This is a genomic window from Adhaeribacter pallidiroseus, assembly GCF_003340495.1.
In the GTDB taxonomy this organism is placed as follows: domain Bacteria; phylum Bacteroidota; class Bacteroidia; order Cytophagales; family Hymenobacteraceae; genus Adhaeribacter; species Adhaeribacter pallidiroseus.
In genome coordinates this window covers 581,720-607,265 of record NZ_QASA01000001.1, presented here as the reverse complement: position 1 = coordinate 607,265, position 25,546 = coordinate 581,720, and the positions used below count along the sequence as shown (strand labels likewise).

The 25,546-nt window shown below is 43.3% G+C and carries 21 protein-coding genes; 9 read left to right on the top strand and 12 right to left on the bottom strand.

All coding sequences use genetic code 11. From position 1 onward, the window contains the following. The first annotated feature begins 425 nt into the window (after positions 1-425). Together AHMF7616_RS02225 and AHMF7616_RS02220 are read left to right on the top strand one after the other, a co-directional pair. Positions 426-1,679, top strand: a complete 1,254-nt coding sequence (locus AHMF7616_RS02225) for a peroxiredoxin family protein (RefSeq protein ID WP_115375421.1) — start codon at positions 426-428, stop codon at positions 1,677-1,679. 126 nt (positions 1,680-1,805) lie between these two features. Continuing rightward, the gene (locus tag AHMF7616_RS02220) at positions 1,806-2,858 is read left to right on the top strand and encodes an acyltransferase family protein (RefSeq protein ID WP_158546078.1); all 1,053 of its coding nucleotides are present in this window, start codon (positions 1,806-1,808) and stop codon (positions 2,856-2,858) included. 48 nt (positions 2,859-2,906) lie between these two features. On the opposite strand, the gene AHMF7616_RS02215 is transcribed toward AHMF7616_RS02220, so the two are convergent. The 7 genes from AHMF7616_RS02215 to radC all read right to left on the bottom strand — a co-directional run bounded on the left by AHMF7616_RS02215 (position 2,907) and on the right by radC (position 10,797). After that, on the bottom strand, positions 2,907-3,884 hold the full coding sequence (locus AHMF7616_RS02215; protein ID WP_115371399.1) for a polyprenyl synthetase family protein: 978 nt from the start codon (positions 3,882-3,884) through the stop codon (positions 2,907-2,909). 303 nt (positions 3,885-4,187) lie between these two features. Next, positions 4,188-5,753 carry a ribonuclease Y gene (rny, locus tag AHMF7616_RS02210; RefSeq protein ID WP_115371398.1) on the bottom strand — a complete coding sequence of 522 codons (1,566 nt, stop codon included), beginning with the start codon at positions 5,751-5,753 and terminating at the stop codon, positions 4,188-4,190. Between the two features lie 98 nt (positions 5,754-5,851). Then, positions 5,852-6,142 carry a cell division protein ZapA gene (locus AHMF7616_RS02205; RefSeq protein WP_115371397.1) on the bottom strand — a complete coding sequence of 97 codons (291 nt, stop codon included), beginning with the start codon at positions 6,140-6,142 and terminating at the stop codon, positions 5,852-5,854. A gap of 141 nt (positions 6,143-6,283) precedes the next feature. Beyond that, positions 6,284-6,580 carry a hypothetical protein gene (locus AHMF7616_RS02200; RefSeq protein ID WP_115371396.1) on the bottom strand — a complete coding sequence of 99 codons (297 nt, stop codon included), beginning with the start codon at positions 6,578-6,580 and terminating at the stop codon, positions 6,284-6,286. Between the two features lie 2 nt (positions 6,581-6,582). Then, positions 6,583-8,997, bottom strand: coding sequence for a phenylalanine--tRNA ligase subunit beta (pheT, locus tag AHMF7616_RS02195; RefSeq protein ID WP_115371395.1), 2,415 nt, complete (start codon positions 8,995-8,997; stop codon positions 6,583-6,585). Positions 8,998-9,112: 115 nt separating this feature from the next. After that, positions 9,113-9,730 (bottom strand): DUF1684 domain-containing protein, encoded by a 618-nt coding sequence (locus AHMF7616_RS02190; protein WP_158546077.1) that lies wholly within the window; start codon positions 9,728-9,730, stop codon positions 9,113-9,115. Positions 9,731-10,074: 344 nt separating this feature from the next. Next, positions 10,075-10,797, bottom strand: coding sequence for a RadC family protein (radC, locus tag AHMF7616_RS02185; protein WP_115371393.1), 723 nt, complete (start codon positions 10,795-10,797; stop codon positions 10,075-10,077). A 130-nt stretch (positions 10,798-10,927) separates the two neighbouring features. Here radC and AHMF7616_RS02180 point away from each other — a divergent pair, with 130 nt between their 5' ends. The 6 genes from AHMF7616_RS02180 to uvsE all read left to right on the top strand — a co-directional run bounded on the left by AHMF7616_RS02180 (position 10,928) and on the right by uvsE (position 15,957). Next, positions 10,928-12,178: a metallophosphoesterase gene (locus AHMF7616_RS02180; RefSeq protein WP_115371392.1), complete on the top strand. Its 1,251-nt coding sequence runs from the start codon at positions 10,928-10,930 to the stop codon at positions 12,176-12,178. A 377-nt stretch (positions 12,179-12,555) separates the two neighbouring features. Then, complete coding sequence (locus AHMF7616_RS02175) at positions 12,556-13,020, top strand: hypothetical protein (protein WP_115371391.1); 465 nt, start codon at positions 12,556-12,558, stop codon at positions 13,018-13,020. Positions 13,021-13,374: 354 nt separating this feature from the next. Then, positions 13,375-14,043: a carboxypeptidase-like regulatory domain-containing protein gene (locus AHMF7616_RS02170; protein WP_115371390.1), complete on the top strand. Its 669-nt coding sequence runs from the start codon at positions 13,375-13,377 to the stop codon at positions 14,041-14,043. Positions 14,044-14,075: 32 nt separating this feature from the next. Continuing rightward, on the top strand, positions 14,076-14,507 hold the full coding sequence (locus tag AHMF7616_RS02165; RefSeq protein WP_147275591.1) for a hypothetical protein: 432 nt from the start codon (positions 14,076-14,078) through the stop codon (positions 14,505-14,507). 61 nt (positions 14,508-14,568) lie between these two features. Next, positions 14,569-14,964 carry a hypothetical protein gene (locus AHMF7616_RS02160; RefSeq protein WP_115371388.1) on the top strand — a complete coding sequence of 132 codons (396 nt, stop codon included), beginning with the start codon at positions 14,569-14,571 and terminating at the stop codon, positions 14,962-14,964. A gap of 99 nt (positions 14,965-15,063) precedes the next feature. Next, positions 15,064-15,957, top strand: coding sequence for a UV DNA damage repair endonuclease UvsE (gene uvsE, locus AHMF7616_RS02155; protein WP_115371387.1), 894 nt, complete (start codon positions 15,064-15,066; stop codon positions 15,955-15,957). Positions 15,958-16,038: 81 nt separating this feature from the next. On the opposite strand, the gene AHMF7616_RS02150 is transcribed toward uvsE, so the two are convergent. From AHMF7616_RS02150 to AHMF7616_RS02140, 3 genes are all read right to left on the bottom strand, one after another. Continuing rightward, entirely contained in the window at positions 16,039-16,989 is a 951-nt protein-coding gene (locus AHMF7616_RS02150) for an aldo/keto reductase (RefSeq protein WP_115371386.1), read from the bottom strand. Positions 16,990-17,146: 157 nt separating this feature from the next. Next, positions 17,147-17,395 carry a hypothetical protein gene (locus tag AHMF7616_RS02145; RefSeq protein WP_115371385.1) on the bottom strand — a complete coding sequence of 83 codons (249 nt, stop codon included), beginning with the start codon at positions 17,393-17,395 and terminating at the stop codon, positions 17,147-17,149. A gap of 834 nt (positions 17,396-18,229) precedes the next feature. Further along, positions 18,230-19,246 (bottom strand): hypothetical protein, encoded by a 1,017-nt coding sequence (locus tag AHMF7616_RS02140; protein WP_147275590.1) that lies wholly within the window; start codon positions 19,244-19,246, stop codon positions 18,230-18,232. 390 nt (positions 19,247-19,636) lie between these two features. On the opposite strand from AHMF7616_RS02140, the gene AHMF7616_RS02135 reads away from it, so the two are divergent. After that, positions 19,637-21,718, top strand: a complete 2,082-nt coding sequence (locus AHMF7616_RS02135) for an alkaline phosphatase (protein WP_115371383.1) — start codon at positions 19,637-19,639, stop codon at positions 21,716-21,718. A gap of 352 nt (positions 21,719-22,070) precedes the next feature. Here AHMF7616_RS02135 and AHMF7616_RS02130 read toward each other — a convergent pair whose 3' ends face one another. Then, entirely contained in the window at positions 22,071-23,849 is a 1,779-nt protein-coding gene (locus AHMF7616_RS02130) for an IPT/TIG domain-containing protein (protein ID WP_115371382.1), read from the bottom strand. Between the two features lie 182 nt (positions 23,850-24,031). After that, on the bottom strand, positions 24,032-25,423 hold the full coding sequence (locus AHMF7616_RS02125) for a hypothetical protein (RefSeq protein ID WP_115371381.1): 1,392 nt from the start codon (positions 25,421-25,423) through the stop codon (positions 24,032-24,034). Positions 25,424-25,546 lie beyond the last annotated feature (123 nt).

Here is a 25,546-nt window from a genome sequence, read left to right as displayed (position 1 = left end):
CAAATATATATAACCCCAAATAAAAGTACTATTTAAGCCGTACCTATTTTACTATTTAAAATCATAACAAATAACAAACGTATTTTGATTCAGTACCTCGTGTTCCGGACGAGCGGTTTGGTTAGGCCACGCCGGAATTTATTGGTTTAATTAAAACGTGCGATTTAGTTTCTGGTTTTAAATACCACTCAACTTAAGTCCTTGATTTTAAACTTATTTAAATTTTAACCCATATAAACCAGATTAAACAAAACCAATGTTCTGGTTCCGCACTTATGGACTCGCGCAAATTTTGTTATTATAACCGGAGAATTTTAATTCTAGTAACTTAGTAGACAATTATAAAATACGGATTATTTCTTTTTTACTTTTACAACAAATACCCCATTACTTTGTTGTAAATGCTTAATTTTCATTTCCGCATTATGAAATTTTCTGCTTTTTTTAAATTTTACTATAAATCTTTAGTACTACTGGTTCTGCTATTGGCTTTTGCGTGCAAACCCGAGCCGAAAGTTTTAAAGCCGGGCATGTGGCGGGGAATACTCAATGTTTCGGACCAGGAACTACCTTTTTTAATGCAGGTTAGTCAGAACGATGCTGGTAAAACCATCGCTTATTTAATTAACGGTGAAGAAAAAATATTACTCAACGAAATTACCATCACCGGCGATTCCGTTAACATTCCGCTGCATATTTTTGATGCTGATTTACAAGCCCACATCAACGACCAGCAGGACGGACTAAAAGGAAAATGGACGCGTTACCACTTAAAAGAGCCTTACCAGGTTTCTTTTAGTGCCGAACTGGGCAAAGATTACCGATTCTCGAAGAAACCGAAAGAAGCGACTTATAACTACACCGGCAAATGGGATGTGGTTTTTAAAAACAGCGATGGCAGCGAAGACCAAGCCATTGGCGTGTTTGAACAACAAGGCAACCAGCTGAAAGGTACTTTTTTAAGTACCACCGGCGACTACCGCTACCTGGCCGGCGAAGTAGACAACGAAGAGCTACGCCTCTCTACTTTTGATGGCACGCACGCTTATTTGTTTAAAGCCAAACCCGACGGCACCGAAAAGTTAAAAGGCGATTTCTGGGCGGGTAAATCAGGCTACGCTTCCTGGAAGGGCATCCGCAACGAGAAAGCCGAGTTACCTTCGGCAGATACTTTAACTTATTTGAAAAAAGGCTACCGCAAGATCAGTTTTGCGTTTCCGGATTTAAACGGCAAGAAAGTATCGCTCACCGACGAAAAGTACCGCAACAAAGTAGTAGTGGTGCAATTACTGGGTTCCTGGTGCCCGAATTGCATGGATGAAACCAAGTTTCTAGCGCCTTTCTACGAAAAAAACAAAAACCGCGGCCTCGAAATAATTGGCTTGGCTTACGAGCAAAGTCCGGAATTTAACCAGGCTAAACCGCGCGTAGAAAGAATGCGCGACCGCCTGCAAGTGGGCTACGACTTGTTAATTGCCGGCAGCCGCGACAAAGACGAAGCCGCCAAAACCTTACCCATGCTCAACCACGTGCTGGGTTTTCCGACCACTATTTTCATCGATAAAAAAGGCGACGTTCGAAAAATTCACACGGGCTTTTCCGGACCTGGCACCGGCAAATACTACGACGAGTTTGTGCAGGATTTTAACCAAACCATCGATAAATTGGTAAAAGAGTAAAGACTTACCTTACTGCCATTTAATGAATGTTGGCTGGTTTTAGTCTTTTCACCGGATAAGTCTTTAAAAAATTTAAAGACTTATCTGCTTAAAGCAAGAGTTTCAGGTTTTTTGCAGGATAAAGCCGTGATAAATTTAAAAAAATATTTCCCGGCACTTACTGGTTTACGGGCCATTGCCGCTTATCTCGTTTTTTTCCATCACGCGCTTCCATATCCGAATAGCTCGGTTTTTTGGCACAAAATGGTTTTTGCTGGTTACACTGGCGTAACTTTATTTTTTGTGTTGAGTGGCTTTTTGATTACCTACCAGTACAATAAATTTTCCGGTTCAACCAGTTATAATACCTATTTAGTAAAAAGATTTGCCCGCATCTACCCGCTTTATTTTTTATGGACACTTCTTATTTTGTTGTGGCAAAAAGATTTTGAACTGCTGCACTGGTTTTTAAATATCACCTTACTAAAAGGATTTTTTGATGCTTATAAATTTAGCGGCATTGGGCCGGGTTGGTCTTTAACAGTAGAAGCGTGTTTTTACATTCTGGCTCCCATTCTTTTTATTATGTTTCGCCGGAATGGCTTCGTAACCATAACTATGTTAATTCTAACTGGCAGTACCTTAGTGGTTTTTGCCAAAGCCTATTACGCCACTTCTTTTGTGGATTCTCTCGGCTTCATGTTAGATTTTACCTTTTTTGGCCATTGTTTTGAATTCTACTGCGGCTATTTGGTGGCCCACTATTATCGGGAGTTGGCCACTTTGCCTCAGAAAAACTACTATACCACGGCTGGCTTTTTACTCACCCTTTTGGGTTTTGGACTAATTGCCTGGACCAGCGATCAGGTTTGGTTTGTAGAAAATAATAAAGCTATTATGTACAGTATAGGGATCAATAATTTTTGTCTGCCCGTAGTTATTGGTCTTTTATTATTTGGCTTAATTACTGAAAATACCATTTTGTCGCGGCTGCTAAGCACTAATTTTTTTCAAATAGTAGGTAAAAGCTCGTATGCTTTTTTCCTGATTCACAGCGGGATAGCCTATGAAGTATTTTATTTCCATCTGTTGCCCAATAAATGGATTATTTTTTTAGCGCTGAATGCTTTGGCTATTTTGTTATATTATGCGGTAGAGAGGCCCTTGTATTTCTGGATAACTAAAAAAGCCCTTACTTAAGCCTAAACACCCGGTTTTTTTAAATTTTTATAGTGCAACTGGCGCTTTTTACTTATTCCGTTCAATGGTAAACCGGATCAATTGCTCCAGGGAGGTACGCGATGGCGAAGGTTCAAAGGTGTGCAGGATTTCCAGAGCCTCATTAGCAAAGCGGTTCATTAAGGTAATGGCGTAATCCAGGCCCCCGGAGCTTTTCACAAAGTCTATTACTTTAGCCACTACCTGGTTTTTACCATTGTTGTTTTTAACGTTGTAAATCATCTGCCGCTTAGTAAGCCAACTGGCTTTTTGCAAGGCATAGATGAGGGGCAAAGTCATTTTCTTTTCTTTAATATCAATGCCCACCGGTTTGCCGATTTCCGCGGTGCCGTAATCAAATAAATCGTCTTTAATCTGGAAAGCAATGCCCACTTTTTCGCCGAATAAACGCGCTTTTTCAATGCTGGCCAGATCAGCACCCGCCGAAGCGGCACCGACCGCGCAACAAGAAGCAATCAGGGAGGCGGTTTTCTGCCGGATAATTTCGAAATAAACTTCTTCGGTGATATCTAAACTACGGGCTTTCTCCATTTGCATCAGTTCGCCTTCGCTCATTTCCCGCACCGCGTTCGACACTATTTTGAGCAACTCAAAATCATTGTTATGCAACGAAAGCAGTAAGCCTTTGGAAAGAAGATAATCACCTACCAAAACCGCAATTTTGTTTTTCCAGAGCGCATTTACCGAAAAAAAGCCGCGCCGGTAATTGGCATCATCTACCACATCGTCGTGGACCAGGGTAGCAGTATGTAGTAATTCGATGAGGGCGGCGCCACGATAGGTAGCTTCGGATATGCCACCGGCAAACAGGTTGGCCGAAAAGAAAACGAACATGGGCCGCATTTGCTTGCCCTTGCGCTTCACAATGTAACTCATAATCTTATCGAGCAACAATACTTTGGAGCGCATCGACTGGCGGAATTTGGTTTCAAACTCACGCATTTCCGAAGCGATGGGGACTTGTATCTCGTCTAAGGTTATGTTCATTTTCTAGGCTGCACAATATTACGATGCCCGCCTAACGAATCCAAGCAATCCAGGAGTAAAATAACGAAGATTGTACTGGTACCAATCGCTAATAGAAGGCTTTGTACAAGAGTAAGGAGGCAGGTAGGACATTGGTAATTTTAAAAATAAAGCCCTCCTCTTCGCACCGATGACGTTACAAAAACCACATAAAAAAACGGCATTCAGCAGAAAACTTGATTGCCCGAAAGCAAAAAAGGTCTCTTGTGAATGCCGTTTTTTAAATTTTCCGGCCTTTCTACATTTTGTTAACTGTGGCCCCTATTACTTGGCGTAGCTTACCGAGCGCATTTCCCGGATAACCGTAATTTTAATCTGGCCGGGGTATTGCATTTCTTTTTCGATTTTCTGCGAAATATCAAACGAAAGTTGTTGCGCGCGTTCGTCGGTAACATTATCGGCATCTACCATTACGCGCAGTTCGCGACCGGCCTGAATGGCGTAGCATTGGTTTACGCCTTCAAAGCCAATGGCGGTTTCTTCCAGTTCTTTTAAACGTTTAATGTACGATTCCATAATCTCGCGACGGGCACCCGGCCGTGATCCCGAAATAGCGTCGCAAGCTTGCACAATCGGCGAAATCATAGCGGTCATTTCCATTTCGTCGTGGTGCGCACCAATGGCGTTTACTACATCCGGATGTTCTTTGTATTTTTTGGCTAATTCCATCCCCAAGATAGCGTGCGGCAATTCCGGTTCGTCAGGAGTTACTTTACCTATATCGTGCAGCAAGCCGGCGCGTTTCGCGTGTTTCACGTTTAAGCCTAGTTCGGCGGCCATGGTGGCACACAGGTTAGCTACTTCGCGGGAGTGTTGCAGTAAGTTTTGGCCATACGACGACCGGAAACGCATGCGGCCCACCATTTTAATTAATTCGGGGTGCAAGCCGTGAATACCTAAATCAATAATGGTCCGTTCGCCAATTTCCACAATTTCTTCTTCGATGTTTTTCTTGGTTTTAGCTACTACTTCTTCAATGCGGGCCGGGTGAATGCGTCCATCGGATACTAAGCGGTGCAAAGCTAAACGGGCAATTTCGCGACGTACCGGATCAAAACCCGATATGATAATGGCCTCCGGGGTATCATCCACGATAATTTCTACGCCGGTAGCGGCTTCTAAAGCCCGGATATTGCGGCCTTCGCGACCAATAATTTTACCTTTAACATCATCCGATTCGATGTTGAATACTGATACGCAGTTCTCGATAGCGTGCTCGGCGGCCGTACGCTGAATGGTTTCCAACACTACTTTTTTGGCATCTTTGGTAGCGGTTAGTTTGGCCTGGGCTACCACGTCTTTCACGTAAGAAGATGCCTGAATCTGGGCTTCGTTTTTTAAAGTTTCTACGAGTTGCTCCCGCGCCTCGGAAGCCGATAAATTAGCAATGTGCTCCAGTTGCCCAATAATGGACTGGTGTTCTTTTTCGACTTCTTCTTTGCGTTTTTTTAAATTTTCGGCCTGAACCGTTAATTGTTCTTTTAAAGTATTTAATTCGGTTTCCTTACGTTTTACTTGCTCTAGTTGGGTAATTACCTGTTGTTCCCGCTGCTTTACTTTGGCTTCGTTCTGAATAATAATTTGTTTCTTTTTGTTAGAATCTTCTTCAAATTCGGCTTTCAGGCTCAGGAATTTTTCTTTGGCTTCGTGGATGCGGTTTTTCTTGATGCTTTCGGCATCGAGTTCGGCTTCTTTAATAATGAGTTTGGCTTTTTCGCGGGCGGCGTCCTGTTGTTTCCGGAACACCTGGTTTAATAACACCCGGCCGATGTAGACGCCCACGCCGAGCGCCACTAAAGCCGTGATGATAATATAAAGAGTGGTAGACATAACTATAATTTTTAGGGTTTAGGTAAAAACTATAGCAATAGGCCGCTGTAACAGACGACAACCAAAGAATAAACAAGAATATAGCGTTGTTTTATCCGCTATTCTAATTTAAGAGAGGCTAAAAGCTTATTTAAATGAGTGAGTTTATCGGCCAGGGTATTCTCGCTTTCGGCTTTACTCTGGGCCGTGAGCAATTTATCGGCTAGGGTTTCTAAAGCCACCATCGCCAGCAAATCCTGCTTATCGGCCGTACCAAACTGTTCCCGGAACGCTTTCATGCGTTCGTTCAGTAGTCGGCCGGCAGCCCGCAGCCTTTCTTCTTCTTCCTCATTTACCCGCATTGGATAATCGCGATCAGCTATCCTGATTTTTATAGACAATTCACTCATTCCGCTGCGTATTTCTGGTTGTTTTTGGGTTGCCTGTTCTTTTTCGCCCGTCAGTCAGGGCAAAGGTTTAGTTAAAATGGAATAATACTTTCTTTATATTTAACAACAAACAATTTATTTATGCCGGTTAAACAACCAGGTTTAATCTCTCAGATAAGCAATACACTTATCAATCTCTCTAATATACTCGTTTATCTTCAGTTTTAATTCTGTTGAATGGGCAGGCTCTGCTGCTATCGTGTTTACAATTTTAGAAATATTATCTCTATTTTGAAAATTTTTTATTTCCTCGTCTTTCGCGTCAATGATGGACTGTAAATTATGAATAACGTACCGGGCCTGGTCCAGGCTTTCCCGTACTTCGTGGTAACTGGCAATTAGTTGGGTTACCCGTTTTTCTAAAATTGCCATTTGTTCTAACTCGCGGCCGGTACTCATAGTTATTTACGAATTACAGCTCCTAATTGGCGTTCAAACTGTTGCATTAACCGGTTCATGGTACTATCAATCACTTTATCGGTCAGGGTTTGTTGTTTGTCCTGCAAGATAAAACTGAGCGCATAGGCCTTTTTACCGGTATCTATTTTATCGCCTTCGTACACGTCAAACACATTTAGCTGCTGCAGCAATTTGCGCTCGGTGCGCCAGGCAATGGTTTTAATCTGATCGAAGGTAACATTTTTATCGATCACCAACGATAAATCGCGGCGTACTTCCGGGAATTTAGCTAATTCTTCGGCTTCTAACTGGTTGGTATAATGCTGAACTAAATAATCCCAGTTTAACTCGGCGTACCAAACCGGCTCTTTTACATCCACTTTCTTACTTACTGCTTCCGGTAACTGACCCATTTGCGCCACTGGCACGTTATTGCTCCAATACGCCACGCCATTTTTAATGTAACGATGCTGCACGGGTTGTACGTTCAAAGTAGCGCGGGTAAGTTTGGTAAGAATATTCTGTACTGCTCCGGCCAATTGGTGAAAAGTAGCTTTCTGCGAAGCTTGCTGCCAGGTTTCGCCTACAGCATTGCCCGTTACAAACAAGGCTAACTGCGTTTGTTCCTGATACTTCTCCCCTGCTTTGGTATACACCTTGCCCCATTCGTACAACTTTAAATCTTTCTGGCGGCGGTTGATGTTGTGCCGCAAAACTTCCAGACCCGAATATACCAGGGTTTGCCGCATTACGTCTAAATCGGCACTGTTGTAATTTACAATCCGCACCAGCGAGGCATCTGCTTCCGCACCCGGCGCATCGTAGTATTGGGAGTTCGTTAGAGAGTTGGTAATAATCTCGCTAAAGCCAGTTCCCGCCAACATTTGCCCGATGCTCTGCTTCAATACTTCCGGATCCGGCTTCGGGAACTTGGCCAGGTAACTGGTGGCCAGGTTAGGGCTAAGCGCAATGTTGTTATAACCGTAAATCCGGAGAATTTCTTCGATTATATCGGCTTCGCGTTGCACATCTACTTTAAACGGCGGCACCGCCAACACTAAATCCGTTTCGGATTCTTCGGTAATAGTAATGCCTAAGTCGGTAATTATTTCTTTGATGCGGGCAGTTTCAATCGCTTGCCCGATTAAACGGTTTACCCGGGCCAGGTTAATTCTAATGCTATAAGGCTGTATAGGTTGCGGGTAAACGTCTACTATTTCGGAACTGACTTCTCCTCCGGCAATTTCCTGCACCAACAAGGCCGCTCGTTTCAGGGCCAGCAGCACCATATTGGGGTCGGTACCGCGCTCAAACCGGAACGACGAATCGGTTTTAATACCGTGTACCTGCGACGACTTGCGGATAGAAGCCGGTTGGAAGTAAGCGGATTCCAGGAAAATAGTAGTAGTCTGGGATGTTACACCCGAATTTTTACCGCCAAAAACCCCGGCAATGACCATAGGTTCCTGCGTATTGCAAATCATCAAATCAGTAGCCCGTAGGGTGCGTTCCACGCCATCAAGGGTAATAAACTTGGTACCTTCTTCGGCTTTCTTTACAATAATTTTATCACCGGTAATTTTATCGGCATCAAACGCGTGCATGGGTTGGCCCAACTCGTGCAGTACGTAGTTGGTAATATCCACCACGTTGTTAATTGGCGATAAGCCAATAGCCCGCAATCGGTGTTTGAGCCAATCCGGCGAATCGGCTACTTTAATGCCCGAAATAGTTAAACCCGCGTATCGGGGGCAAGCTTCGTTATCCTGTACTTCTACCGCAATGGGGCGATTGTTATTCGAAATTTTAAATTTTTCGACGTTTGGTAAATTGTAAGGGATTTTTAAAAGCGCCTGTAAATCGCGGGCTACCCCTAAATGCGAAGCAGCATCGGCCCGGTTGGGAGTTAAGCCTATTTCGAACACTTCATCGGATTGCAAATTAAAATACTGAGCCGCAGGCGCACCGTTAGGTAAATCAGTATCGAGGACCATGATGCCCGCGTGCGAACTACCCAGGCCAATTTCATCTTCGGCGCAAATCATGCCTTCGGAAGCAACTCCACGGATTTTTGATTTTTTAATCTGGAACGGTTCGCCGGTAGCGGGATACAAGGTTGCACCTTCGGTGGCTACAATTACTTTTTGGCCGGCGGCTACGTTCGGGGCACCGCAAACAATTTGCTTGGGAGCTTCGGCGCCAATAGCCACGGTAGTTAACCGTAACTTATCGGCATCCGGGTGTTTTTCGCAGGTGAGCACTTCGCCGATTACGATGCCTTGCAGCCCACCTTTTACCAGATCGTAGGTTTCCAGCCCTTCAACCTCCAGACCCGCGCCGGTAAGCAAAGCGGCTACTTCGGTGGCGGGTTTATCTAGGTTAATCAGGTCTTTCAGCCAGTTGTATGAAATCAGCATATAAATTTAGTCGATAGTCCACGGTCGATAGTTGATAAGCGGTGGTCTGTAGCCCCTGCACTATCAACTGTATTAAAAGAACAAATTTAGGAATTTAGATTATGCGGCGGATACTTTATTTTTTCGCGTAGGATTTTTCACCGGCCGGCACTTCCAAAGGCAAACGGTTTTCGGCCGGCGGAATGGGGCAACTGTAATCGTAATTGAACACGCAGAAAGGATTATACGCTTTGTTAAAGTCGATGGTAATTAACTTTTCACCTGGCTCGGGTTTGGGTATATCCATGAAGCGGCCCCCTTCGTAGGTTTCGGAACTGTTGGTTTTGTCGGTAAAAGGCACGAAGAAAGTGGAATCGGCAGCCCCTACTTTTAAAAATAACGTGAGGCCGACCCGCTGCCCTTCGAGGTTAAAAGTAGCTTTAGCAAACCGCAAGTAAGGCTCGGTAGTACCGGTAGTCATGGGTAATTTAAGCGTATCGGGGTTCGGCACCAACTCGTAATCCGCATCTACCTGAAATTTGCGGTTAATGGCGTAATAAGAAAGGCTGTCGAAAGTAGCTCTATTGGCTTCCGCGAGGGGCGAAGAAGAACTTTTGAAAGATTGATTTTTCGCCAGCCGTTCTTTTTTAATGGTTGCCAGGTACGCATCGTCGCTAAATACGGCTTCTTTTAAAAAATACCCGATAATCACCACTAATCCAATTAAAACAATAAGCCGCAGCGGTTTAGACATAGTCATTCCATTTAAAAGCTACAAATATAAATAGAATCTGGTAAACCCCTCTGCCCCGCAGGGCATCTTCCCTAAAAACAGGGAGAAGATGCAGTAGTAGCGGCGTAGTAAACGAAATATATTCCGGAGGATTAGTTGCATAAAGTATCTCCCCGGATTTAAAATAAATTGAAACAGGTTACTGATTAAAAATTTAAAAAAATCATCCTGCCAGCAACAAAAAAAAAGGCGCAATTACTCGCGCCTTCCGGATAAAAACCTAAAAAATTTAAAATTTCAACTTTTTAATCTTCCAACCTTACAACCTTACAACTTTTCAACCTGCAACTTGCAACCTGTAACCATTACAAAATCCCTTCGTCGGCGAAGCTGTGGTACGATTGATCGGCAAAAATGAGGTGATCCAGAATTGGTAAATCGAGCAGAGCCCCGGCTTCTTTTACTTTTTTGGTAAGCGCTATATCGGCGGCGCTGGGTTTTAAATTGCCGGAAGGATGATTGTGCACCAAAATAATAGCGCTGGCCAGGTGTTCAATCGCGTGCTTAAATATAATTTTCGGGTCGGCCACGGTGCCGGCTACTCCCCCAATGCTCACGGGTATTTTTTTCATCACTACGTTGGCCCGGTTAAGCAAAATCACCCAGAATTCTTCGTGGGGTAAATCCAGCAAGTGCGGCTTCATATAATTGTAAATATCGGTGGAGCAGGTAATAGTTGTGCGGGCGGCAGCGGCGGTTTCTTTTCGCCGGCGGCCTAACTCCAGGGCGCTAACAATAGTGATAGCTTTGGCTTCGCCAATACCTTTATGCTTCATTAAATCTTTTACCGACAATTTGGCCAGTTCGTTCAGGTCGTTACTGACAGCTGCCAGAATTAGTTTAGCTACATCTACGGCCGTTAGCTTCGGCGTGCCCGAACCAATTAGAATAGCAATTAATTCAGCATCGCTCAAGGCTGCTTTGCCCTTAAGCAGTAGTTTTTCGCGGGGCCGGTCTTCTTCGGCCCAGCTTTTGATGGCCAGGGATGGTACTTGACCGTAGTTATGAGATGTTTCGGAAATCAACATGTGTGTAAATGAAAGAAATTTAAATTTACACCATCCTGTCCGCACCTGATAATAATAAACTGGTAAAATCTCAACTTTTCGGCCGGTACTTAGTTAAATCATACACTTACATTTATTATTTCCACAATCGATGCAACGTTTCTTATTTATAGCCACTGCTATTTTATTAGTTTTTGTAGTTGACTGGTACGTTTTTCAGGCAATCCGGACGGTTACGCAACATATATCCCCCCGGTCACAAAAAATAATTTTTATTATTTACTGGTGTTTTTTCTTACTTACTTCCGGTACCATTATCTTTTTTAGTCTGACGCGCGGCACGCCGCCCACGGCTTTTCGCACGTACCTGGTAAGCACCGTATTTATTTTATTTGCCAGCAAACTGGCGGTAGTATTGTTTTTAGTGTTGGATGATGCCATGCGGCTAATGAAGTACATCGCGAGTTACTTCTTTAATGGCCCCGACACCGAAACCAGCGAAGCCGTAAAAATTACCCGTAGCGAATTTATTAACAAACTAGCTTTAATGGCCGGAGCTATTCCTTTAACGGCGTTTATTTATGGCATGGTACGGGGCGCTTACCAATACCAGGTAAAACGGGTTACCCTACGCTTTCCTAACTTACCCGATGCTTTTAGCGGATATAAAATTTTACAAATTTCGGATTTGCACACGGGCAGTTTCAACTCCACGCACCCGCTCCAGAAAGCCGTAGCTTTAATTAATAAACAAAATGCTGATTTAGTGTTTTTTACCGGTGATTTAGTAAACAACATTGCCTCAGAAGTAGTACCGCATATACCGGCTTTGCAACAAATCCAGGCCAAAGACGGCAAGTTTTCTATTTTTGGCAACCATGACTACGGCGATTATGTAACTTGGGAAAGCGGGGAGGCCAAAACGCAGAACTTACAAACTTTGGCCAAGCACCATGCCGAAATAGGCTGGCGATTACTTTTAAACGAGAACGTGGCTATCCAGAGAAACGGGCAGCACATTGCGGTACTGGGCGTGGAAAACTGGAGCACCCGCATGAACTTTCCGCGGTACGGCAATCTGGCCAAAGCTTACGCCGGCTCCGAGCAGTCGCCGTTCAAGGTTTTACTTTCGCACGACCCTTCGCACTGGGACGGTGAGGTAAACCAGAAATACTCCGATATTGATTTGATGCTCTCGGGCCACACGCACGGCATGCAGTTTGGGATTAATTTACCGGGCATAAAATGGAGCCCGGTGCAATACGTGTATGAGCAATGGGCCGGTTTATACCAAAAAGGCATGCAACACCTCTACGTAAACACCGGCTTAGGATTTTTAGGCTACCCGGGCCGCGTTGGTTTTCTGCCGGAAATTACGGTGTTTGAACTTCAGAAAACCTAATCAAACTCTCTTTTATACAAATTATTATTTAACTAAGGATAAGTAAAAGCTTGTTCCGGCAAGTTGCCGGAACAAGCTTTTATATTGTATTTATAGCGGATAGCTTTAGAAAACGGCTGAGCACTTATATTGTAATTATTTAAAATTTTTCACCAATAAACCCGTAAATCATTTAATAAGCTGCCGGAAATCTTTTAATAATAGTAAAAATTAGCTAGTAAAAATGCTATTTCACGAGAGAAAGCATCCGTATTAATACGCAAAAATTAGATTTTTATGTTTTTTTCATTTACCCACTAGCCTAAATTCCGTAAGAAGCCTTGAACTTAAAAAAAGATTACTTCTTAATTAAATACTAAACTTAAAACTTAACAACTATGAAAAAGGTAATAATGTTATTGGGCTGTGCAGGCGTTTTAACGTTTACATCATGTGGCGGCTCTGGTAGCGGTTCGGGTTCTGAAAGCGGTGGCTCTGGTACCGGCTCTACCGAAAGTACCGAAAGCGGAGCCATGAGCGCGGACTCCAGTATGGGAGCTGGCTCCGATATGGGCACCGACCAAGGAGCTTCTACTTCTGGCGATGCAGCTACTACTTCTGGTACATCTACTAGCGGGTCAACTAGTGGTACTACAACCGGAGGATCAACCGCCGGAGGCTCTACCAGCGGCACTACTAGCGGTACTACCGCTGGCACTACTACTGGTTCTACCGGCAGCGGTAGTGGTACTGGTACAACCGCTGGTGGCTCTACTGCTGGTGGCTCCACAGCAGGTGGTGGTACTACATCTGGTGGTTCTACCGGCGGAACTACTGGTGGTGGCACTACTGGTTCAAACTAAAAAAATTTAATAAACAGAAGAGGCTTGTACAGATGTTGTACAAGCCTTTTCTGTTTTAAACCCCAAGGTTTTTTAAATTTTTTTATTTCTCCAGCCTAAAATCATCGAAACCTGCGCTTATTTCAACTAAAAGTTTGTTCCTAACAACGGTTAAACGCGTTATTAAATCCATGAATAGAATTTCGTTACACTTTACCAAACCAGAAATGGCTGCTCATTTTTCAAGGATAAACCCGATTGCAGCACTTGGTTTTATTCCGGTAAAATCAGATATTTAAAAAATATTTAATTCGGGGAGTGACATAACCGTATCTTTTTGCGTCTAATCAAAAGAGCGGTTATTTTGTAGTTTGTATGCAGCGTAAACTTATTTTTTTACTGGTAGTTCCGATTTTGTGGTTATTGTTCACCATACAAGCGCAGGCACAACAAAGCACCGATATTCAAATTAATGGAACCGTACTCGATGCAGTTTCCAAAAAACCACTTGTCAATATTACGGTAATCAGTAAACGGCTTTGGCGCGGCACGGTAACCAACGAGGTTGGCAAGTTTCGGATTACTACGCAATTAGGCGATACCATTTACTTCCGCTCGGTGGGTTATAAAACCAAGCTTTTTCCGGTTACCAGCAACACTCCCGACGAATCCACTATTCAGATTAGCCTGGAAGAAGGCAACGTGGTACTGGAAGAAATTCAGGTAACGATTGGTCCGGATTACGAAAAGGTAAACCGGTATTTACGCAACCAAAAGAAAAAACCCGAACCACGGGTAGCTGTGAAACCCGCCGAACCGAAGCCGTTGTACGAAGAAAAAGTATTTACGCCACCGCCGGCTTCTATCGCCAACCCCATCAGTTTTATTTACGACCAGCTCTCCAAAGAAGGCCGCGACCGCCGCAAACTCCAAGCTATTCTGGACGAAAAAGCCGCCGCCGAGAAGCTGAAACGCGACCAAGCCGCCCGCCAAAAATACGACAGCCTGTTCCTGGACCGCAACCAAGGCTTCCGTCGTCCTTAAATGCTTAGCTGCGAGTTGACAGTAAATTACAAATGGAATATTTAAAAAATTATTCTTCCCATTCTCTTATATCCTTGCTATTAGGATGGTTAGTTTCTTTGGTAACTCATTCCATTTGGGGATTTTTTAAACATGGGAGCCTGATAAGTAGTGACACTTTAACAGTTGGATTTTGGTCTTTTTTCTTCTTGTTAATTGCTTATGGATTATTCATTCAACTCCCCGAAAAATTAATTACCAAGGCATTATATAAATATAATCTAATTACATTTTCCATTTGTTCGACCTTCTATGCATTAACTGTTTTTACATTAATGATTGGATGGGCTTTTTTCTTGTATAGTAACTTTTATGTGGTATTCCTAGATGCTGGGGCTATCGGACTAGTTTTTGGTTTAAGTTTTTGGAGTATATCCCATAAGAAAGACGTTAATAGAAGTAAATTAACTACCAAAAACAGTTAAAAACTACCACAGCACTTTTAAACAAAGGCCCGTTGCGCGGCATGTAAAATCTTAGGAAAACATGAACATTCTTTACGAAACAGATAAGCTACTAATTAAAAATGAATATGAAGTAGTCTTTCTTATTGATAAGGAAACAAATCAGGTGCTTGTTGAAGAAGAGTTTTATGGCGACCCAACTTGTGGACTGATAGACACAAATAATGAATGGGCTGTAATAACAGGAGAAAAAATAATAATCTGGACTTCAGAAGAAACAAAAAAGATAGAAGATAAGAATTTAAGATGGAGACACGATCTTAGGCCAAAAGACAATCAGACCATAGAATTATTGAATGACCCTTGGAGCGAGAATTCTTCAATTTGGGAGTTAGACATAAAGACACTCGAATATAAGAAAATCAGGGACTTCAACGATTATCAGGATCAAGTGTTTGTTGAGATTGTTATCTGGTAAAAGCAAGGAAACACGTTAGGGTATATCTCCCAGAAAAACTAACCAAAACCAGTAAAGTGCGTTTGTAAAGAAGCTAAGCTTTCTTTAAAAAACGCATTTATGAAAATTGGGTATCCGTGCATTAACAATGGAATGGACTGTACACCGGCCACCACTTTCCGGCTGGCTTCTTACTCCGAAGAACGCCTGATTACAACTACGGCCAATAATTTTGCCTGCCTCAAAAAACTACTGGAGTTTAATGTAAAACACAACCTGCTCTTTTTAAGAATGAGCTCGGATATGGTACCTTTTGCCTCGCATCCGGTAAACCAGTATAATTGGCAAAACCATTTTAAGGGGACTCTACGCGCTTTAGGACGATACATTAAAAACCACCAAATGCGGATTAGCATGCACCCGGATCAGTTTGTGGTATTGAACTCGCCCAACCAGAATACTTTAAACAACAGCTTTGCCGAACTCGAATACCAATGCGCCATCATGGACATTATGGAATTGGATGAAAGCGCTAAATTACAAATTCACGGGGGCGGCGTGTACGGCGATAAAGCCGAAGCTATTAAGCGATTTGTAGATAGCTATTTCCTGCTACCCGAAAACGTGCGGAAACGTTTGGTAATTGAAAACGACGATCGGTCTTACAGCTTAAGCGATTGTTTGGAAATACACGAGCAAACCGGCATCCCGATTTTATTCGATAATTTTCATCATGAGTGTTTGAACAACGGCGAAACTATGACAGAAGCCTTGCACCTGGCCGCCGCCACCTGGCAGGAAAAAGACGGGGTAATGATGATGGACTACTCGTCGCAGTCGCCGGGAGAGCGCAAAGGCAAACACACCGCCAGCATTGTAGATGACTTATTTCGGGACTTCTTGCAGCAACTCGATGGCTTAGACGTGGATATTATGCTGGAAATTAAAGACAAAGAGCTAAGTGCCTTACGCGCCGTAGAAATTTTGGAAGAAATGGGCATGCTTAAGGTATAAAATTTAAAAAATACCGGTTGTTGCGCCAACCCGCAGCAATTGTAATACGGGTGGCGCACAACCGGCAAATACTAATTTTACTTAGGTTGCACTGGCTTTATCCAGCATTTCCACCGCTTCTTTATCCAGTTGCAGCGTAGCGGCTTTGGTAAGTGCTTGTAACTGTTCCGGGCTGGTGGCGCTGGCAATGGGTGCCGTAATGCCCGGCCGGGCAAGAAGCCAGGCTATGGCAATGCTGGCCGCATTGGTTTGGTACCTTTGGGCTACTTCGTCTAAAGCCGCTAAAATACGGAAGCCGCGTTCATTTAAATACTTTTTGTTGCCTTGTCCGCGTTTGCTTTTGGCCAAATCGGCTTCGGAGCGATATTTACCGGTTAAAAAACCACTGGCTAAGGCAAAATAATTAATGACGCCAATGTTATTTTCCCGGCAAAGCGGCTCGAGTTCTTTTTCGTAACCCTGACGTTCGTAGAGGTTGTATTCGGGTTGCAGGCTATCGTAGCGCGGCAGGTTGTTTTGTTTACTTATTTGCAAAGCTTCGGCGAGCCGCTCGGCCGTGTAATTAGAAGCCCCGATGGCCCGTATTTTACCTTCTTTTATGAGCTCGCCGTAAGTTCCCAGCGTTTCTTCCAAGGGCGTGGCCGGGTCGTCGTAGTGCGACTGGTACAAATCGATGTAGTCGGTTTGCAGCCTTTGCAAAGAGTCTTCTACGGATTGCCGGATATGTTTCGGAGAAAGCCCTTTTTTACCCGGACTCATTTCGCCGCCCACCTTGGTAGCAATAATTACCTGATCGCGTTTACCCGATTGTTTCAGCCAGTTACCAATAATGGTTTCGGACTCACCGCCCTGGTTGCCCGGCACCCAATTCGAGTACACATCGGCGGTATCAATTAAGTTAAAGCCGGCAGCGGTAAAAGCATCCAGCAAAGTAAAAGAAGTAGCTGGGTCGATGGTCCAGCCAAACACATTGCCGCCAAATGCCAAGGGCGCTACTGTTAGTCCGGAGTTTCCTATTGGTCTTTTTTCCATAAGTTCTGATTTAAAATTGGCTTCTGTTTACGCAGAAAACAAAAAGGAGGTATAAGAACCCAGCCGGAATCAGGAATCAGATTTACAATTACAGAAGCAAAAAAAGAGTTTAATTCAAAAAACTTATTGCGAAAGTTAGCAGCTATTTTGTGATTGCCTAGCGGGTTACAATATTTAAATACCGTTCATCGGGATTAAAGCTGTACCGGTACGGGGCAAATGCCTCTTGTTTAGTTACTTCTATCCGTTCGATTAAGGTTACATCTGCTAAAAACAACTGCGCATGAATCAAAGCTTGATCAACCAGTACTTTTAAGGACCGGTCGCGGGTCGAAATTTTAAAATAATCGAGCACGGTCGGCAGGCGCCATAAGTTAGTTTTACTTTTTAACGCGGCTAGCACCACGCCATTTTTCCCTTTTTCGCCGAAAGATAACTGGCCCAGCGAATCGGTATAGGTTTTTACAATTTTTAAATTATCCGGATGAATGATTAAAGAGTTTGAATTTGTATCCAGAGAATCGATTAAACTAACGGTAGGTCTACAGTAGCTATAATGGTTTTAGTTCGAGGGTCAGGTAATAGTTGCCCAAAACAAAAATTACCGAAAATAACGAACAATAAGACAAGTAGCCGGGCCTTTTTCATGCAATTTTATGGTTATTTAAAACAAGATGTCGGGCCTCAGCAATTTGCATAGGGTAAATTTAGTTTTTTTAAATAATAGGCAAAACTTTTGCCCGAAGACGCAAAAGATTAAGCTAAGCCGCTGAAAGTATTATAAATTACTTTTAAAAAACGCTTACATCCGAGCTTTCCAAGGGTAGATTGCCTTAATTAGCGGCAACTCTTACAGTTTCAGGAATCAAGATCTGGCATTCGCGGTTTATTTAACATCTTCCGGACGCAGCAAACTAAAACACGTTAAGTAATTCATATCCATTTTCAGGAAGCTATATTTAACGGAAGTTCGAGATAAACCCTGGCTGGTACAAAAACCCAATAGAAGTATTTGCTAGAAGAATAAACGTTTGCTATCTGGCTTTTTCTCCTCTGAATTTGTCCTTCGGGAGGAATCTATTTCGCTAAAAAGTAAAAGAATTTTCTCCTGAAGGACAAATCCAGAGGAGAAAAAGCTCTGTTTTTAATTTTACTTTTATTGGGTCGAACGCACGTTATTTATCCCTGCCCTCTTGTACTTGACGCTAAAACAATAACTATTTTATATTTATTGATTTACTCAAGGCTTTATCTTTTTAAATTCTTGCAGTACTTTAATAAAATCCTTGTTTGTGAATACTTGTATTCCTTGATTATCAATGAGCCAAATCTTACTTCTTTTTGCGGTTTTGAGTAACAAAGGATGAGCCGAAGAATTTAAAGCGCTGTTACTACCAGGCATTTTAATGGAATATAATAACTGGTTATCAGCCACTATATCCGATGTGGAAGATTGTTCTAAAGGAGGCAATTGACCCTTGTTTTCAGGCAAGAGTAATAATCCCATGGCTGTGGCAAATACATAGCCTTGGTTTTCTACATAAATAATGCTGTAAATAGTATTATTGGGCTTCCCGATAAACTTTACAGCAGGAATATGCCCCTCCTGCGTGAATGCTCGCGACTTGGCTTCAAATACCGTAACTCCTTCCGAAAGGACCGCCCACAAATTATTTTTGTTATCTACCTTTAATTTATCAACCACATTATCCGGTATTTCAAAATTAGTAACGCCTTCTTCGTTATACCGCACCCATTGATTATTCTTCCATTGATGCAAACCAGTATTGGTGCCTATCCAAACGGAACTGTCGGAAGTAACTGCACCGGCGTTAACCGGAAAAACACCTAATACTTTTTCGAACGTACCTTTTTGCAATTTATACACACCGTAGGCTTCTGCTCCTACCCAAATTGTTCCCGCATAATCTTTTAGAATAGTAGTAATCTGTGGTTGCCTGTCGTCGAAAGGAAGTTGCACGGGTGTGCTTTTGAATGTTTTTTTATTTACCCGTAACAACCCCGTTGGGGTGCCTATCCAGAACACGGAGTCGTCTTCTAAAGCACAAATGATAGCTCCCCTAGCCGTATATTTTTTTAAAAATTTTTTCTCCTCCCGTTCATAAATACCGTTGGTTGTAATTAAAAAGGTCTTTTTAGCAGAGAAATACAAATCAATAGGATTCCCGGTGTTTTCTAGTGTATAATAATTTGCCTTTATTTTTTCACCTCTTTGCCCGCATACAGACAGCGACAATATTTCAAAAAAACAAATTAAACCCAAGAGTAAAGTAAAGCGGTATGCGGAAAAGGTTGCGTGGTAAAAACTGGGAATAGATATAGTAGCCATCTAAGAGCAAAGTGTACAAAAATCAATAAATAAAGTGCAAGATAAAGCCTTCATTTAAAATTCTATATAAAGTTATTGTTAAGAAATTTCATTAAAAAACACAATTTAATAACATCTAAATGTTGATTGAACTTAGGCAAGTACGTAAGTTCGAATAAAACTAGTACAACTCTTTCAGCAACTACTTCTTATCTCCTTGTACTTTTTTTATTACCCCATAGTAGCATCTACAATGTCAGCTTTCTCTGGTTTAAAACGATCTAACTTTTACAAACTTTAACTCTTAACTGAATTCTAATGAAAAAGAAACTATTACTCGTAAGCTTGCTTCTGCTTTCGGGCGGAGGGGTATTTGCCCAAAAAAACGCAAAGAATGCCGGCACGGATTCCCGCAACGTTATTATTTACATTGGCGATGGCTTTGGGATTGCGCCCAAAACAGCAACCCGCATGGCTCTTGGCCAGGGCCGGGAAGGTCAACGGTTTACTTCTGATCCAAATTTTAAAAAATTAGCGTTAGACAATTTAAAATACAGCGCTACGGTAACCACGCATTCCCTTAATTCCTGGATTACCGATTCGGCCCCCGGAGCATCAGTGTACGCTGCCGGTAAAAGTGGGAAGCAGGATAACGAAGTAATTTCGCTGGACCCTTCCAGCGGGGAATCCATTGAAACTATTTTGGAAAGCGCCAAAAAGCAAGGTTATGCCGTGGGGCTGGTAAGTACTGCTCGCATAACCCACGCTACGCCGGCCGCTTTTGCCAGTCATATTTGGTACCGCGATTTGGAAAGCTACATTGCCGCCCAGTACCTGGCTTCGTCTCAGGATGAATACAAAGCTATATTTAACGCGAGCCCGACCGAAGCTTACCGGTATAATGCCAGCCGCGACTGGATTTTGCCCGAACCGAAAGTAGGCGTAGAGTTAGACGTAATTTTAGGGGGCGGCTCCCGGTTCTTTATGCCAGCCAAAGTAAACAGCCCTTATGCCACAGTGGTGGATGCCCAGGGTAATCCGATTAAAGATCCAAAAACGGGCACTGACGTAACCTTAGGTTCCGGTCGCCGGGCCGATGATGTAGACTTAGTTGACTTTGCTAAAAAACAAAAGAAATATGCTTATGTCAATAGTCGCGATGCCCTAATGAAATTAGATATGTCGCAGTTTTCGTCGGGTAGTGAAAATAAATTATTAGGTCTGTTTAATAATTCGCACATGAATTACGAACAAGACCGCCAAACAAGCGCTCCTTGGGAACCTTCTTTAGCCGACATGACCGAAACAGCTATTAAGGTACTAAAAGCCAAAGGAGGAGCCAAAGGTTTCTTTTTGATCGTGGAAGCTGGCCGGATCGACCATTTGGAGCACGCCAACACCGGGGGTATTTCGGTGGTAGCTGGTGCAGGGGGCAACCAGTACCAGGTAGATGCCGATAAGCCAACTTACGAGGGTGGTGGTGAAGCTAATTACACCGCTACTCCCAGCACGGCTCGTACGGCCAACGTGTACGCTTCTGATTACATGATTAAAGAAGTATTAGCCTTTGATTATGCCGTAGCCGAAGGAAGATCCTTTATGAACGTTCCGGTAAATGGCAAAACGTTACTTTTTACTACTTCTGACCACGAGTGCGGTGGGTTTGCCGTAACTGGTTTGCACGACGAAGCAGATGCCCAGGGTAATGCTACTAAAATAAGAACCTATGCGGGCCAGATTAAAAAGTCCAACGCTTTGGAAGCCAGCTACGCGACTCCTACTAATTTGGTACGCGGCGATGGCGGTGACGAAGGTTGGTTTCCGGAATATACGCTTAAAATGTTCCAGAATAAATACTATCCGGAGCCGAGTTCTCCAACCGGCCGGAGAATAGTAGTGGCTTACGGTTCTAACCCGTTAACCAATGGAAATAGCACCAAAGCGGGCGGTACTCCGGGTAATCATACGCCCCAAGACATTTGGGTGGGGGCCGAAGATAACACTGGCAGCCATGCGGTACAAATAACGGGTCGGGGCTTGTTAGATAACACTGCGCTTACCCCTATTATGGCCGATTTTTTAAAATTAAGCGCATTTAAAAATAATTTAGGCAAACCCGCTTACCGGAAAGCAACCGATGCGGTTGGTATAAACGTTAGCCCCGTGCCGGTAGCAAACCAAAGCAGTATTTCCTTCGAAGTAAAAAATCCATCGCAAGTAAGTGTAGAACTTTTTGACCTATCCGGCACCAAAATTAAGACCGTTGCTGGGGCTCAAAAGTATACTACCGGGCAACATTCTTTACCTATTAATGGCTCTGAGTTGAAAGCCGGTATGTACGTGGTGGTAGTAAATATTGATGGGGTTATTCAATCTAAGAAAATAATTAAAGTACAGTAATAAAAAAGCAATTAAGTAACAGGACAAAATTAAGTTGATAAAAACCTGCGTTTAAGTACTTAATCATTAATTTCTTAACGATCGAACAACGAACAACTAAAAACGAACAACTACTTACCTTAACTGGTACAATAAAAAAGGAGCAGAAATTCTGCTCCTTTTTTATTGTACCTACTATTTTTTAATTACAGATTTGATAATATTAAGTAAAAGGACAAAATTAAACTTACATAAAATGTTTCGTCTATATTTATTAAAATAATTGATCGTTAATGATTTAAAATCAAAAAAGTCTTGTGTCTAATATCTTAATACTTTTGTCTGTTTACTTAAAACAATAACGAGAGCTTTACTATTCTACTTGCACCGCAATGGCGTTGCCGAAACTTTCTAAGTTGTCAATTAAAATTTGCGGTTTGCCGGAACCATCCAACTTACCACGCAGGAGCCTGTTCTTAGAGTTGCCACTGTAATTATTGGTAATCCAATAAATATAACCGCCTTTGGTATCAATTGCTACGGCAAATACGGCTTCCACTCCTTCTCCGGATTCAAATAAAGCAGTCAATCCGCCCGTACCATTTAAATTACCAGATAAAAGACGGTCGGTGGGCGCTACTCCGCCCGCCGTAGGGCTATCTGCCACGTATAGTTTACCCGAGTTGGCATCGAGTTTCAAACCTAAGGGATATTGTAAATTATCATCCGGGCCAAAAACTTCCTCGGTGGTACCGCTGCCGTTTACGTTGCCCCGTAAAATCTGCGCGGTGCCTACGTTGGTCCAGTACAATTTATTTCCTACTACTTCCATTTCGATATCCTGGGCGTAGTTAACATTATCTTGGGCATCAAAAAGGATTTCGGGACTGCTGCCATCCGGATTAGCCCGGGCAATGGAAGAAGAACCTTGATTTGCCCAGTAAACTTTGCCGTTCGCCATAGCCAGGCCCGTTGGGTAATTTACTTCTACGTTGTCGTTGCCTTCAAATACCAGTTGCGGGTTGCCACTGCCATTTAAATTTCCCACCATAATTTGGTTGGTAGCAATACTGGACCAGTATAATTTGTTGCCGGCTTTATCAATAACAATATCGGATACATCGCCTAAATCGGTGAAAAGCGGCGCATGGGTTACCGTTACTTTACCATCTTTTTCGGTGATGCTGGCTCGCCGGATTTCGCTGCCTTGCGCAAAGTACAGGTATTGGCTGGCCACCGGCGGCGCAGTTACCGTGAAGGCCGTTGGGCTGGTAGCGGCGTGATTGCGTACTTTCACTATAAATGGATATTTACCAGGCTTCATGCCGGCTGGCACGGTTATTTTTAATTGTGTAGCAGTACGGCTGGTAATAACAGCATTTATTCCGTTTAAAGTAACCTGAATTTCGTTGGCCGAACTCACGCCTAAATTAGCCCCTGTAATAGTTACCGGCGTGCCTTCGGGCCCGCTGGTTGGGGTAAAAGTTGTAACAGTGGGCAAAGGTGGGGTGAGCCGAAACGTATCGGTTTCCAATACCGTCCCGTTTTTTAAATTTAAACCAATGGGGCCGGTTTGCGCGTCGTCGGGCACAATTACTTGCAATTGTTTGGCCGTGGGATTTATAATAGCAGCGGCTGGTAAAGCCGTAGCTCCGTTAAAAAGTACCGTAGAAGTACCCGCCGTAAAATCAGCCGGCACAATGCCGGTGCCCGCAATGGTAACCGTATCGCCGTAGTAACCACTCTGCGGCGAAATACTAGTAATAGTAGTAGGAATTACCGTTAAAATTTTAAAATTAACTCCCGGGCTGGTCTGTTCGGCAATGGTTACGGTAACTAAACCCGAGGTAGCGCCTTTTGGTACTTTTACCCGCATGGCCGTGGTACTGGCCGCCACAATGTTAAAAGCTTCTACGCCGCTAAATTGCACCGACATGTTAAAAGGATCCGGGTCGAAGTTGGTTCCGGTAATAGTGATCGTGTCGTTTACGTAAGCGCTGTCCGGCATAATAGAAGTAATGGTGGGCGGCAGCGGCTTGGATTCTGGTTCGTCGTCTTTACAGGCCGAAAAAAATACCAGCAGTACCATTCCCAGGGCAATCCGCCAGTGGATTGGCTGCTTTACCGCCATTAAGAGTAATTTATTTCGCATAATATAAAAGAAAAACAGATTGGAATAAATAGAAAAACAAAAGAGTAGCCAGGATTAGATTAAACTACAAGCGGTTTTGGTACCTGCCGATGCCAAAACCGCTTGTAACCCTTCCACCTACTTGTTAAGTACCAGCAATCTTAAGCCTTATGGCTGAAAAACTACCGGCTACTTATTATAAATTAATATTGCGCATAACCTTCGCAAGGAAAGCTTAACCATTTAAAATTCGCGTTTTCTGAACGTAAATTCCAGTTGTCGTTGTTAGCAGCACTAGCACTGAAAGCTCCCCGGTAGTTAGTGGCCACAAAACCAATACCCGGAGGGGTGGTGCCGGTAACATCAGAGTAAGGAATTAACTTCGGACCAGAACCAGAGGCAATAGCCGAAGCAGTGCTGTAGCAAGGGATTGGGCACGGACTGAAACGAGGTTCGTTACCAGAACGATATACCCCCGCCAACGGTGAAGGAGACAGATTGCCGTTGTTATACACGTAGATCGATTTTAAATCTACCCCTGGGTTGCCAATGGCAGAAGGAGCCTGCACCGTAATGGCATTGTTCCAGTGAGAGATAACGGAATTGTAAAGATCTAATTGCGAATTCCGACGCAGTAATAAAGCCTGACCAAATACCGCTGGGTCGCCGGGTGAAGAGCAAGGACCTACTAAAGTTACGTTGGCAAAACGGGGGTTCGTGCGGGGAGTTGCGGTAGTGCCGGTAGCATCGTTATCGGATTCAAAACCGTTAGACGCGCCGGTTCCCGGTTCCGAAGAAACAGTTTTTACGCCAACGGCAAACTGTACTTTACCTACGTAGCCAAAGTCCGTATCAAAATCATCATCGGAGTTACCGTAAGCGTATAAGTAACGCGGATTTACTGCGCCACCGAAAAATTCAAAAGCATCGTCCTGGCTGTATAGAACTTGTACGTGGTCGATGATGGTACCATTACCCACCCCACCTAAAGTTAAACCGTTAATCTCATTGCCTTCCGATACTTCGGTACCGGGGTACTCAATGCGCACGTACTGTAGTTTACCAGAGTTATCGGCATTGTTGGTGCCGCCATAAAAACCATAATCGGTGCCGGAGGTAGAGGTTAGCCCTTCAATGGGTACTTTAGTGCCTTGATTGGTGATACCGTTACCCAAAATAATAACACCACCCCAATAACCCCGGGTCTTTTTGTTAGCTGGTTGGTTAGAGGTAAATACAATCGGGAAAGAAGGTGTACCCGCCGCATTAATATTCGCGTTCCGTTCAATAATTAAGTTAGCTCCGCATTCACCTTTAATCACTGTGCCTTTTTCAATAGTTAAAGTAGAAGAATTAACAACCCGTATATTTCCCCGGATTACGTAGGTATTGCCACTGGACCAGGTAGTGTTACTCGAAATTAAAGTATTAGCGCCGCAGGTTCCAACGGTTACTACAGCCAGCGTGGCATCACTGGTACCTTCAGTGGCTGCTGACTTGGGAGTTTCCAGCTCGTTTTTACAAGAGTTTAGGCCAAAAGCCATTGCTAATCCGCAAAAAGCAGACAGCTTTAATAAGCGAAAATTGTTTTTCATCAGTGAAAAAAGTTTAGATTTTTTAAATTTTTGGTGGTTTTATAAAGTAAGAGGGAGGGCTGGGATAAATATTTTAAAAAATTAGAGCTAAAGCGTTGTTTTAGTAGGGAGTTGGTATTCAAA

Bases quoted from the DNA above. Each gene is read 5' to 3' on its own strand.
- AHMF7616_RS02190 (WP_158546077.1), bottom strand. From the start codon at position 9,730: ATGTCTAAACCGCTGCGGCTTATTGTTTTAATTGGATTAGTGGTGATT.
- AHMF7616_RS02165 (WP_147275591.1), top strand. From the start codon at position 14,076: ATGGAATATTTAAAAAATTATTCTTCCCATTCTCTTATATCCTTGCTA.
- AHMF7616_RS02205 (WP_115371397.1), bottom strand. From the start codon at position 6,142: ATGAGTGAATTGTCTATAAAAATCAGGATAGCTGATCGCGATTATCCA.
- AHMF7616_RS02175 (WP_115371391.1), top strand. From the start codon at position 12,556: ATGAAAAAGGTAATAATGTTATTGGGCTGTGCAGGCGTTTTAACGTTT.
- AHMF7616_RS02160 (WP_115371388.1), top strand. From the start codon at position 14,569: ATGAACATTCTTTACGAAACAGATAAGCTACTAATTAAAAATGAATAT.
- AHMF7616_RS02150 (WP_115371386.1), bottom strand. From the start codon at position 16,989: ATGGAAAAAAGACCAATAGGAAACTCCGGACTAACAGTAGCGCCCTTG.
- AHMF7616_RS02135 (WP_115371383.1), top strand. From the start codon at position 19,637: ATGAAAAAGAAACTATTACTCGTAAGCTTGCTTCTGCTTTCGGGCGGA.
- AHMF7616_RS02200 (WP_115371396.1), bottom strand. From the start codon at position 6,580: ATGAGTACCGGCCGCGAGTTAGAACAAATGGCAATTTTAGAAAAACGG.
- AHMF7616_RS02125 (WP_115371381.1), bottom strand. From the start codon at position 25,423: ATGAAAAACAATTTTCGCTTATTAAAGCTGTCTGCTTTTTGCGGATTA.
- rny (WP_115371398.1), bottom strand. From the start codon at position 5,753: ATGTCTACCACTCTTTATATTATCATCACGGCTTTAGTGGCGCTCGGC.
- pheT (WP_115371395.1), bottom strand. From the start codon at position 8,997: ATGCTGATTTCATACAACTGGCTGAAAGACCTGATTAACCTAGATAAA.
- uvsE (WP_115371387.1), top strand. From the start codon at position 15,064: ATGAAAATTGGGTATCCGTGCATTAACAATGGAATGGACTGTACACCG.
- AHMF7616_RS02170 (WP_115371390.1), top strand. From the start codon at position 13,375: ATGCAGCGTAAACTTATTTTTTTACTGGTAGTTCCGATTTTGTGGTTA.
- AHMF7616_RS02225 (WP_115375421.1), top strand. From the start codon at position 426: ATGAAATTTTCTGCTTTTTTTAAATTTTACTATAAATCTTTAGTACTA.
- radC (WP_115371393.1), bottom strand. From the start codon at position 10,797: ATGTTGATTTCCGAAACATCTCATAACTACGGTCAAGTACCATCCCTG.
- AHMF7616_RS02215 (WP_115371399.1), bottom strand. From the start codon at position 3,884: ATGAACATAACCTTAGACGAGATACAAGTCCCCATCGCTTCGGAAATG.
- AHMF7616_RS02130 (WP_115371382.1), bottom strand. From the start codon at position 23,849: ATGCGAAATAAATTACTCTTAATGGCGGTAAAGCAGCCAATCCACTGG.
- AHMF7616_RS02180 (WP_115371392.1), top strand. From the start codon at position 10,928: ATGCAACGTTTCTTATTTATAGCCACTGCTATTTTATTAGTTTTTGTA.